An 11,447-nucleotide genomic window follows, 5' to 3' on the forward strand; every position below is an offset into this window, starting at 1 on the left:
AATATCATTTGCACCATTCCTAATTCCTTCGTAAATCCCGGCTATAACAGTTCCTATAAAATCGCCTAATTCTTCTTTTCTTTCAGTTGCATATGCCTCAACTGAAACTGAATTATAAACAAGATTCGTTTTGTAGATTTTGTTTATATAATCTGCAAGTTGACTTTGAGAAATGGGTTCGCCTACAAGATTATACAACTTTCCGCTATGTTTCTCATCTATCAGCATTTTTGTGTATGCATATCCTAACTCTTCTCTGCATGTATAAGTACATTTTCCAGAGCCAGCACAATTTCTAATTTCTCCATCTTTAAGGTAGGTCTCAATGTACTCCAAATCTGGTTCTATATAAATTCCATTTCTGCCAATTGACCATTCAAGACCAGAGTTTTGAATATCTTTTTCTGTTTGCCGATTGCTTTGTACAACAGGGCTGAATGCATTTTTGAATTCATCACCGACTATGCTGGTATAAACTATCTTTATTACCCCATTCTGTTTTGCAGCTTCAATTACGTTCCTATGTTGCTGAATTCTTTTTTGAGGATCATCCATTCCCGAAATTAGGATTAGTCTATCAACATCTTTTAAAGCTGCATTAAAATCATCTCGATTATTATAATCACCTTTTCTAATTTCAACTCCAAGATGATTTGCTTTTTCTGGAGACCTTACAATTCCAATTACATTCTTTTCACCAATCTCCTTTATTAGTTCATTTACAATTGACGATCCTAATTGTCCGTTTGCTGCCGTAACTGCGATCTTCATTTTTTCTGTTTTTGTTCGTTAAGATACATCGTTTACAAAATTTAAAGATTAGACTTTACACCAAATTAGTTTCTAAGCTTGTTGATTGTTCCTTAGTTCTTAATTCAATTTCAACATCTTGCTGTTTTTCGCTTGACCCCAACTCTCCCCTTGGCAATAACTTTATCTATGTAATCATTGGCGAGTGGCACTTTACAGGCAGTTCCTCCAACATCCACGCTAACTTTGCCTATCCTCTTTGCTACTTCCTTTGACTTTTCAGTCAACAGTTCGAAATAGGTTCCGACAGCAATCACAAAACCATTCATGGTATAACGAACCCTGTTTTGGGCATCATGAATTTCTTTTTCGACTGTATCAAGTAATTTTAGATAGGCCTTGGTATCCAGCTTTTCATCATCATTTACTGCTGCGTAATAAGCCAATGTTCCCCAACCAGCAGAAGCAACGGTCTCTATATCCGATTGAATCCATTTTAGGCCTAATTCAAAGCCGTATTCTGTTTCAGCAGCAACCCAAGGCACAGCGTATTCACTCAAATAGGACCAGTATGCCTGACTTACCCATAGTTCAAGTTGTTCTTTTGTAATTTGCTTTTCATCAGCCATTAAAGCAGCCAGATACATAGCATCATGGTTTCCGGTAGCATATAGTTCTAATGAGAGTTCGTGATTCTTCTTTGTTTTTTTCAGAATCTTTTTCAGGTCCTGAACTTTAACGCCAAAAAGTGGCTCTTTTGCTCCATGTTTTATGTACGTATTTTTGGTTTGCTCATCTCCGTATTCTTTGAGCTCAGATAAAATTTCTTTGGTTGTCATGATTTTTCTGTTTTTATTTCTGCCAACATTCGGGTCTTTTTCTGTGGCATAACACTTTTCTTCACCATCCCAAAAATTTTCGGGGCCTAAAATCCAAAAACTTTGTCAGCCGAATTTCCAACGAGGGAGGGCTTTATTGATATAGCTTGAAACATGTGTTTGATTAGCTTATTCTTCTTTTATTCTTTCCTTTAAATCCATTTGCTCATGCAAAATCCTTATTATTTCTAATTTAATCTCATCAATTTTTCGATAAAATACAATATGTCTCCCAGCTCTAATTCCACATAAATTTTCAGTAATTCCTGAATACTTTTTTCCTAAATCAGAATTAGATGATAATTCTTCAAAAGTATCAATCAGCATATTGTAATACTTATCAGCTCGATTTTCAGACCATGTGTCAGCTGTATAATACCAAATATCAGCTAAATCTTCAACGGCCTTATTTGTTAAATGGTATTTAGCCATTCAATTTATTTTTGGACTTTATTTGTTCAAGATGTGTCTTTGGATTAAAATCATGAGCAATTCCACTATCGATTCCCTCTTGAATGGCATCTTTTAAAGCAATAATTCTATTCTCTTCTTCTTCTAAAAGACGCAATCCTGCACGTACTACTTCACTTGCATTATTATATCGGCCTGCTGATATTCTATTATGAATAAAATTGAGAAAATAGCTTCCTAAGGATATTGATGTATTTCTATTCATTTTTCATTATTTACCCAAATGTACCAATTATTGGTATTAATGCCAAATATTATTCATTTTTCATCAAATTAGAATGTCTGCATAGAGAGTTGAACTTATCAGTAATGTTGTCAATATGATAAATGCAGTTTTCATTAGGCAGTATGATGGTACAGTTTTGAGCAGAACAATGCGTTTAGCAAAGCATTCCATAAAACTAGTGTTGGGGTCCCTAATTAAATCTTTGCTTTTGTTAAGAAATATAATCTCTGAAGCTCTTGAATTTTTCTCGTAACTTCATCATTTGATGTGTGAGTTACATGATAATAGTTTCTCCACGACCGTGAATAGGAAAGAATCAACCCAAAATCCAAACTAATAATATGAATTCCATCTCCATCTATTGCTGGTATTATAGGTTGACATTCTAAAAGTAGAATCGAATCCCCATAATGATTAACTACAAATACAGAATCAACTTGAACTTCTTCAAGATACTCTCTATCAATACCAACTACTTGATTATTCTTAACTTCAAAACTTATTTTATCTAGAAGCCTATATGAACTATCCTCATAAATACCATAAGTAAAAGTCATCAAAGTGTCATGGAAAATCTTCTTTTCAAAACGGAATGTATCAAGTGCATTATAGATTTTATCAAACCTACTATACACACCAAAATAGAAAAGTAATTCATTGGTTTCTGAAGAGTCTTTGATTTTTGTGACCTCATTTTTATTTGAATTACAACCCATCAGAAGTATAAGCAATATGACTATCGTGAATCTCATTATTATGTACCCTAACTATTAACTATCTACTTTCTATAAGCACATAGTCAATTGTGAAATGTAACTATCTGCCACTGAAAATTCAAGTTTTACATTAAGCTAATTTCGATAATTATAAGTTGATAGAATCATATTATAACCATAGATTTAACTAATTCAAATAGTCTCTGAAAAAAAATCTGTCAATCTGTGGCAATTTTCACAATGTAGCTACAATAGCAGATATTCAATAGCTTACAGTTCATTTATCACTTTTTCAAGTTTGCTCTGAATTTCTTTAGCTACTACAGCTAATTCAGAATTATCAACAGCTATCATAGAAGCAATGGGATCAACAGCTGAAACTTCAATTGAACCATCCTCATGTTCTTGCACAATTACATTACAAGGAAGCATGGTTCCAATTTTGTTTTCAGCTTGTAAAGCTTTGTAGGCATAAGGCGGATTACAGGCTCCCAGAATCATGTAGTTTTTAAAATCAACATCAAGCTTTTTCTTTAATGTGGCTTTTACATCAATCTGCGTCAGAACTCCGAAACCTTCTGTTTTTAATTGTTCAGTAACTTTTATAATGGCTTCTTCAAAGCTAATATTGTTCAATTTCTTGCTGAATGAATAGGATGATGATTCGTTCGTATTGATCATTTCCATCAATTGATTATCAGCTTGAAAAATCATCATTGCTGTTGAATCTTCTTTTATAATCTGGATAAATTCTCTTAACATATCCTGATTAGTAACCAGCGACTTAAATACTTCAGTACGCGTATCCTCGTTTTCCAAATTCACATTTTCATCGGATTGTTGAGTACAACTACTTATCGCTAACAATATACACATCGCAAAAACAACTGTTAAATACCTCATTCGTTTAATTTTAAATTTTAAAAAAAGAGGTTCTGAAACTAATCAGAACCTCATGTTATGTCGAAGTCAATAATTACTTCTTAATAATCATCCCCCTGTATAAACCTTCACTGGAGATTAGCTGAATAATATAGGAGCCACTGGCTAAATGACTTATATCAATTTGCTTTAAATTCACATGATGAGTTTTATCCTCCACTAAAAGGTTTCCATTCAAATCATAAAGCTGAATTGTGGTGGTTGCATCTGATTCGAATTCAATATTCAGCATATCAGAAGCAGGATTTGGATAAATTTTAGCCGACAATGAATTAGCCTCCTGCATCCCAGTAGACTTTAATAATGAGAAAAACTCTAGTTCAGTTGTCTGTCCAGAAATATCTGACACCACACTTACATCCCATAATCCAATCCAAGCATCTTTTTTGAAGACAAATTCTACTGTTAAAACACTATCATTAATTGCTTCTACAGAGGTTCCTATCAAATCGGCTTCCAATGGATTCGACAAAAATACTTGTACTAATTTTGCATTCGTAAACTCTGTTCCACTGCATTGAATGTTCATATGAATACTATCTCCCTGATAAGCACTGTCAGGTGTAATGGATTTTATTTTGATGACCAAAGGACGAGAAATCACTTCAAATCCAGCCGAAAGTGTCAAGTTTTCTGTAAATCCCCATAAACGAACATCATAAAAGCCCAGCGCAATTGTTTTTGGAATAGTAACATAAGCAATGGCTATCGTATCGCTTAAAATATGTACTGAATCGGAAATAAAGTTACCTTGATTGCTTTGGAATCGTACACGAGGATTTGTAGATCCAACAAAACTCGTGTTTTTCCCTTTGACTAAAACAGATAGAACTTCTCCCCAAGCAGCCTTTGCAGGACTTACATATTCTATTTGAGGAGCGTTTGGAGAAACCAGAATTTCAAATCCTTCTGCCAAAATCATGTCTCCATGAATAGTTCCATTTACCTCCACATCATATAAGCCAAGTCTGGCATTTGCAGGAATTATAAAATCGGCAACAATCAGGGAATCATTAACTATTTTAATGCCGCTAGGACTAATAACGGTAAACCTTTGTACCAGTTGAACATTGATCATTGCACCACTCGTAAACAAGGTATTTTTCCCGTGGATGGATACCGACAATGTATCTCCCTGATAGGCAAATGCAGGATCTACTAAACTAATTTGAGGCGACCATTGGGAAATTAAGACTTCAACCATATCTTGCCCGGTAATTGATTGGGCAGCATATGGAAGAATTTCAACATCATAAAATCCTATTGGAGCATTTTCAGGAATTGTAACATAGGCGTAAAGAAATGTATCGTTAACCACTTGAATGGAATCTGTATTAATGATGTTCGTTGCATTAAAAAGCAATCGGATAATGGGGGGAGTTTGTGTATTCAAACTGGTATACTGACAATTTATAGAAAGAGCATAGCTTTCTTTTTGATTTAATTCGTTTGGCGTAACTGATAATATTTTAGGAAATATCTGTGTAGCATTAATAGTAAACGACTGGCCCAATTGCAATGTCCCATCCACATTATTTACTGCTCTGAAATCATAAATACCGGTTTGAGCAATGAGTGGAATATTGAAATGGGCATATAATAAGGAGTCGTTATCGATATCAAATGAATCGGCATAAATAGAGTTATTTGCCCCCATTCTTAATAAAACCTGTGTTGTAACGCCTGAAAGGAAATGAGAATTGGTTCCATTCACACTAACTTTTACATATTCGTTTTGAACACCTTCCGAAGGATAAATAGCAATTATAGCTGGAGCTGTAAGGGATTCTTTAATTAGGAATGCAGCTGTTAGGTTCAGCAATCCATCCATCGTATTATCGATTCTAAAATCATACATATTAGGAGCCATCTGATAGGATATTGTAAAATAAGCAACTAATAGTGTATCATTGGTAATGTTAACTGAATCAGCATTAATTATATTCCAGTTACCTCTTTGTATTCGATAATAATTATTTGTTCCTGATAAGAAATGCGTGTTTTTTCCCACAACTGTAATGGCAATATGTTCTCCCTGATAAGCACTATCGGGATTTATGGAAATAATCTGAGGACTAAATGGTGATAATACAACCTCAAATGAATTGTCTAATACTATTTCATTATCAATTGAATTGTTAAGCACTACATCCCAAAGCCCAACATTTGCATCCATTGGAATGGTGAAATCGGCATATAATGCGGTGTCGTTAATCACGGTAAATGTATCTGCATCAATCACATCCCACCAACCCATTTCTAAACTAATGGCACTAAATGTAGCTTGTGTAAAGTTTGTATTCGCAGCAATGACCAACAATGTTAAGGACGTGCCCTGATAGCTGCTATCAGGATTTACAGAAATGATTTTGGGTTTAAATGGAGACTCGATCACTTCAAAATTGTCATTTAAACTAATCGTTCCATCCAGGTTATGATCAATTATAAGATCGTACAAGCCAGTAGCTGCTGTAAACGGAAATGTAAAATAAGCCGTAATATTCGTGTCATTATTTACAATAAAAGAATCGGCATTAAACGTACCATTGAATCCTCCAATACGTAGCCTGATTCTAGTGATGCTTCCTGAAGCATACTTTGTATTGACAGAGAGGATGGTAGCTACAATGGATGTTCCCTGATAAGCACTATCAGGATTAATACTGATGATATTTGGTGCAGTAGGAGATGCCGTGATATAGAAAGAATTTGGTAGCAGCATATTTCCATCAGTAAAATTCAATACATTTACATCGCACCAACCACTTAAGGTATATGGTAAATCAAAATAAGCCAGCAATAAACTATCGTTTTGAATTGAAAATGAATCGCAAGATATTCGATTATTGCCTTGACGTAATGAAATGAAAAATGCATTATTTATAGCTGAGAAATGAGTCTGTGTACCAACAATTGTTAGAATGACTTGATTACCCTGCATGGCACTATCAGGTGTTACAGAAACCAAATTTTGTGCATCAACATTACTAAAAGTAATTGTTGCCAGAATAATAATCAAACTGAATTTAAATCTCATTGTCCTATAAACTCGTTCTGTAAAATTTCTCATAATCAATATTTTAGACTTAATTTTTTTATTATAATTGCTTAAGACACCCAAAGAATGAAGAACTTGTCAATTTGTCAATATATTTGGAAAGGCATTTTTATTGTACAATTCAAATTGTCTAATAATTAGCAATTTATGATTAATTTAGGGTTAAATTGCTATTTCAATTCCTTTATATATGACCATAAACTCCATTAAGAATTCATTTCGAAAAATTGAAAACTGCATTAATAGTCGTCAATTGCATGAAGCTTTTACTTTATTGCAAATTCAGATTAGTGCCAATTTGCTTGGAGAGCATCAGATTCAACTTGATAATCTAAGAATGACTTATGATAATATATTGAAGTTTACCATGACCGGATCATCAGATCCTGAAAGATCAAAGGTTTACAGCAAATTGCTCATATCTAGTTTGGAATTAACAGCAAAAGTGAAACAACACATTATTCAATCAAGCGGATATTTCCCAATTTATAGACAAAAACAAGCATATCAGGTTAAAAATAATCTGACAAAAGAAGAAGCTTCCAAACTAATTGACTTATTATCTGCTGAAATTGAATTAGACGATTTGCTATTGAATTCCTCTGTTGAAAGTCAACAGAAAGATAACACTACGCTTCAAGACGTATTCAATAGGTTATGGCTTACTGATACGTATAGTGTTACCGAAGAGCATTTTGTCAGGGAGTTAATGAAATCTGAGTATTTCCCCTGGTATAATAAAGGATTATTGGTATCAGCCATTACACTAGGCTTGCTAAATATCTTCGATATTTCAAAAATAAATTTATTAGCTGAAATTTATAAAGGTGGACAGGAAGCAGTAAGTCAGCGTGCTTTGGTAGGCTTTGTACTGGCATTATTCAAATACGACAAGCAACTTATTCTATATCCCGATCTGCAAAAACAACTAAAAAAGTTAGCGAAAACCGAAAATTTCAATGACGATTTAGAGCTGATTCTATTGCAACTAATAAAGTCGAAAGACACTGAAAAACTGAGCAAAAAATTACAGGAAGAAATTTTACCGGAAGTCATGAAAATGGCTCCTAAGCTTAGCGATAAATTGGATATTGAAAACATGTTATCTGAAGCAGCAGACGAAGATAAGAATCCTGATTGGCAAGAGTTTTTTAAAGATACACCCAAGCTATACCAAAAAATTGAAGAATTTTCCAACCTTCAACTAGATGGTTCTGATGTATTTATGAGCACATTCGCCATGCTTAAACGTTTTCCTTTTTTCAATCAATTTACCAATTGGTTATTGCCTTTTTATCTGGAACAGGATTCTATTAAAAGCATTTTTCAGCAGGGAGATTCTGCCGATTTGAAAAAAGAATTTTTGGAAGCAATCACCTTCGCTCCTTATATGTGTAATTCCGACAAATACTCATTTTGCCTTAATTTTCAACATATTCCTGAAGCGCAACAAGGCATGATGATGGATATGTTTATTGCTGAAATCCGCCAGATATCTGAGTTAGCCAAAGAAGATGAAGCCCTGAATAAAAGTGCTCAAATACGCAGTATGTATACACAGTACATACAGGATTTGTATCGACTATTCAAATTGCATCCACAAAAAGAACAACTATTTGACATTTTTAGTGAAGAACTGAATTATTCCAATACCTGGTTTTCCAGTTTACTTACTGATAATGAAACTATAGATCGCACATTGGGTGAGTTTTATTTTCAAAAAGGATACTATCCACAAGCACTCGAAGTTTTTAATAAACTAGAAAAACAACAGCATACTGATTTAGAACTTTTTCAGAAAATTGCCTATTGCTATCAACAAGATCAAGATTATAAAACGGCTCTCAGCTATTATGAAAAGGCCGATTTAGTGGCTCCTAACAATATTTGGAATCTAAAAAAACTAGCCTATTGTAATCGACATCTGGCGATTCATGAAAAGGCATTGGGCTATTATTTAGATGCCTTAAAACAAGAAGCAGAAAGCTTATTTATTCTGGCAAACATTGGTCACTCCTATCTCGATTTGAAAGTATACGACAAAGCATTAGAGTATTATTTCAAAGTAGAATATTTAGCTCCAAATAAACATAAAGTTGTTCGTCCCATTGCCTGGATTTCCTTTGTACTTGGAAAATACGAGGATGCTACAACCTATTATCAAAAAATCCCTGAAGATGAACTAACCAAATATGACCTGATAAATGTAGGTCACCTAAATTGGTGTTTGGGCAATCGACAACAAGCAAGTTCATATTATCTGAGAAGTATAAAAGAAAAAGAATTTGATGTAAAACTTTTTGAACAGATTTTCATTGACGACCAACTACTCTTGTCTGAACATGGCATTGATGCGGAGGAGTTTCCTTTAATGTTGGATTATATCAAAGGTCAGTTTTTGAATTAATGCTCAGTTATTAAAACAAAAATGCCATCCTTCTTATACGTTCAGGATGGCACTCATTGAAATCTCTTGTCGATAATTAGTTGTCATCAACTACTCTTCCTACTCCACTCACTCGCTGATTGATGGCAGGAAAACCACGGTAGTAAACTTTTGCAGCACCGCTGATGTCAATGTCCAATTCCTCTTCACAATATACATGATAGGAACCAGTTCCTGAAATGTCAATCCAACAATTCTCTGAAATTATTGGGTATCCATTGAAATCACAAACACCTGAGACACGAACATCCAGATTCTTGACATCTGATATTTCCTCAAAAGCAGTTATTTCTCCACTACCACTTACATTGAAAAAAATTGACTCAGCACCTTCAAATTTATTTAACTCAATATTGCCCAAACCAGAAATGTCAAGGTCCAAATCACTTTGATTATCGAAATCATGGATTGTTACTTTTCCTGCACCACTTATTTGAACATCTCGTAAAGCAGGAACAATAATGTTAACTGTTAAATCATAATGATTAAAGCATGCATTGCCTAAATCAATTTCCCATTGATCACCTTTAACATCCGTTCTTAATTTGTCAATAATATTCTCATGTCCTATCACTACAACTTCTTGCTCAGATCCTTGATAAATATTTACGGTTGCAGCTACAGCCAAATCAATACCACTAAAAGAGGAGAGAGTCAACGTTTTCGTAACAATTTCTCCCTGCCCATCGATACAAAAATCCTTATGACCACATGATGAAAACATCAATGATGCTAAAATAATGGCAATTGTGTTAAGTCCTAAAAGTTTCATTTTACTTATTTATTTCATTAAAAAATCATTCTTGCTACTAAAGACAACTTAGAAATTAATAAGTTGCAAATCCGATTAAAAAAATTCATCAGAAACAATATTCAATCAATACTTCGTTAGTATAGAAAAGCGTTTTGCGAAACTCATATTATTATTTACTATTTCCTTTATTACTTCTTATAAATTGCTCATCAAAGAATAATGAACAATCTATGGAGCAAGAAGCTCCTGAACCTATTTTAAGTGAAGAATTAAGCTGTGTTGCAGATAGCTTCGACTGGTCAGATTATCGCATTGAAATTGAAAAGAAAAAAGAATCCTATCCATCTGCAAAGCAAAAAATAATTGCTTCGAAGGGAGGCCTAATACAAGCATATCAGGAAGGTTCAATTGGTTTAGATTCTGTTTCAAACTACTTTACAGAAACAATACTCAATCATATTTTTCCATATTGGTATGGAACTGAATGGGATTTTGAAGGACATACCAACACCCCTAATGATGGGTATGTGGCTTGTGGTTATTTTGTTTCAACAACGCTAAAACATATGGGTGTAAATGTAAATCGTTATAAACTAGCCCAACAAAGTGCGTTAAATGCTATCAAAACACTAGCGGATGGAGATACAATTTACAAGCTTCATGAAAAGCTGGAAGTTGATATTTCAGAAAGGATAAAGGCTGAATTGACTGAAGGTTTATATGTTGTTGGCTTATCTTGCCACGTTGGATTTGTTTTAGTACGAAATGGAGAAGCCTTTTTCATTCATTCAGATTATACTGCACCTGCTGAAGCTAAAATTGAAATATTGCATGAATCCACTGCTTTCTATTATTCTGACGTTTATTTCTTGTGTAGAATCAGTAATAACGAGCAACTTATACTAAAATGGTTAAAAGGTGAAGTATTTGAAATTATTTCATCTTGAAAAAGATATTAATGATTGAACAGAGTGATGAGATTCCTGCTCTTCTCTCAAAAGGTCTGAGCACAAAAAAAGGGCAAGCCTTTGTTGGACCTGCCCTATATTAAAAGTGTTTTGTACTATTTAGAAAAATCCATTTCAGCTAAACGTTTATAGGTATCATAACGCCATTTTGCATCTTTTTCTGCTATGACAAATAAACGGCTTGCTTCTTCAGGGAAAGCTTTCTTCAAGGAAGTATACCTGACTTCTGAATTTAAGA

The 11,447-nt window shown here is 33.9% G+C and carries 10 protein-coding genes; 2 read left to right on the forward strand and 8 right to left on the reverse strand.

Features of this window, described 5'->3' with window-relative positions; translation table 11 throughout:
• The 7 genes from HOG71_02765 to HOG71_02795 form a co-directional block, all read right to left on the reverse strand.
• Positions 1–771: NAD(P)H-binding protein (locus HOG71_02765; protein ID MBT5989752.1), on the reverse strand; the 771-nt coding region annotated here is incomplete at its 3' end.
• A gap of 110 nt (positions 772–881) precedes the next feature.
• Complete coding sequence (locus HOG71_02770) at positions 882–1,589, reverse strand: DNA alkylation repair protein (protein ID MBT5989753.1); 708 nt, start codon at positions 1,587–1,589, stop codon at positions 882–884.
• Between the two features lie 168 nt (positions 1,590–1,757).
• A complete protein-coding gene (locus tag HOG71_02775) occupies positions 1,758–2,060 on the reverse strand; it encodes a type II toxin-antitoxin system RelE/ParE family toxin (protein ID MBT5989754.1) in 303 nt (100 codons plus the stop codon).
• Positions 2,053–2,304: a type II toxin-antitoxin system ParD family antitoxin gene (locus HOG71_02780; protein ID MBT5989755.1), complete on the reverse strand. Its 252-nt coding sequence runs from the start codon at positions 2,302–2,304 to the stop codon at positions 2,053–2,055. Before HOG71_02780 ends, HOG71_02775 begins: the two co-directional genes overlap by 8 nt.
• Before the next feature lie 215 nt (positions 2,305–2,519).
• Positions 2,520–3,077, reverse strand: a complete 558-nt coding sequence (locus HOG71_02785) for a hypothetical protein (GenBank protein ID MBT5989756.1) — start codon at positions 3,075–3,077, stop codon at positions 2,520–2,522.
• 234 nt (positions 3,078–3,311) lie between these two features.
• Positions 3,312–3,722 (reverse strand): DUF302 domain-containing protein, encoded by a 411-nt coding sequence (locus HOG71_02790; protein MBT5989757.1) that lies wholly within the window; start codon positions 3,720–3,722, stop codon positions 3,312–3,314.
• Positions 3,723–4,017: 295 nt separating this feature from the next.
• Entirely contained in the window at positions 4,018–7,053 is a 3,036-nt protein-coding gene (locus HOG71_02795; GenBank protein ID MBT5989758.1) for a T9SS type A sorting domain-containing protein, read from the reverse strand.
• A gap of 178 nt (positions 7,054–7,231) precedes the next feature.
• On the opposite strand from HOG71_02795, the gene HOG71_02800 reads away from it, so the two are divergent.
• Complete coding sequence (locus tag HOG71_02800) at positions 7,232–9,448, forward strand: tetratricopeptide repeat protein (GenBank protein ID MBT5989759.1); 2,217 nt, start codon at positions 7,232–7,234, stop codon at positions 9,446–9,448.
• A 76-nt stretch (positions 9,449–9,524) separates the two neighbouring features.
• On the opposite strand, the gene HOG71_02805 is transcribed toward HOG71_02800, so the two are convergent.
• Positions 9,525–10,259 carry a DUF2807 domain-containing protein gene (locus HOG71_02805; GenBank protein MBT5989760.1) on the reverse strand — a complete coding sequence of 245 codons (735 nt, stop codon included), beginning with the start codon at positions 10,257–10,259 and terminating at the stop codon, positions 9,525–9,527.
• Between the two features lie 212 nt (positions 10,260–10,471).
• Between HOG71_02805 and HOG71_02810 the strand changes: the two genes are divergently transcribed.
• Positions 10,472–11,188: a hypothetical protein gene (locus tag HOG71_02810; GenBank protein MBT5989761.1), complete on the forward strand. Its 717-nt coding sequence runs from the start codon at positions 10,472–10,474 to the stop codon at positions 11,186–11,188.
• The last annotated feature ends 259 nt before the right edge of the window (positions 11,189–11,447 follow it).

Source organism: Bacteroidota bacterium, from assembly GCA_018698135.1.
Classification (GTDB): Bacteria; Bacteroidota; Bacteroidia; order CAILMK01; family JAAYUY01; genus JABINZ01.

Bases quoted from the DNA above. Each gene is read 5' to 3' on its own strand.
- HOG71_02805 (MBT5989760.1), bottom strand. From the start codon at position 10,259: ATGAAACTTTTAGGACTTAACACAATTGCCATTATTTTAGCATCATTG.
- HOG71_02800 (MBT5989759.1), top strand. From the start codon at position 7,232: ATGACCATAAACTCCATTAAGAATTCATTTCGAAAAATTGAAAACTGC.
- HOG71_02795 (MBT5989758.1), bottom strand. From the start codon at position 7,053: ATGAGAAATTTTACAGAACGAGTTTATAGGACAATGAGATTTAAATTC.
- HOG71_02810 (MBT5989761.1), top strand. From the start codon at position 10,472: ATGGAGCAAGAAGCTCCTGAACCTATTTTAAGTGAAGAATTAAGCTGT.
- HOG71_02775 (MBT5989754.1), bottom strand. From the start codon at position 2,060: ATGGCTAAATACCATTTAACAAATAAGGCCGTTGAAGATTTAGCTGAT.
- HOG71_02780 (MBT5989755.1), bottom strand. From the start codon at position 2,304: ATGAATAGAAATACATCAATATCCTTAGGAAGCTATTTTCTCAATTTT.
- HOG71_02770 (MBT5989753.1), bottom strand. From the start codon at position 1,589: ATGACAACCAAAGAAATTTTATCTGAGCTCAAAGAATACGGAGATGAG.
- HOG71_02785 (MBT5989756.1), bottom strand. From the start codon at position 3,077: ATGAGATTCACGATAGTCATATTGCTTATACTTCTGATGGGTTGTAAT.
- HOG71_02790 (MBT5989757.1), bottom strand. From the start codon at position 3,722: ATGATCAATACGAACGAATCATCATCCTATTCATTCAGCAAGAAATTG.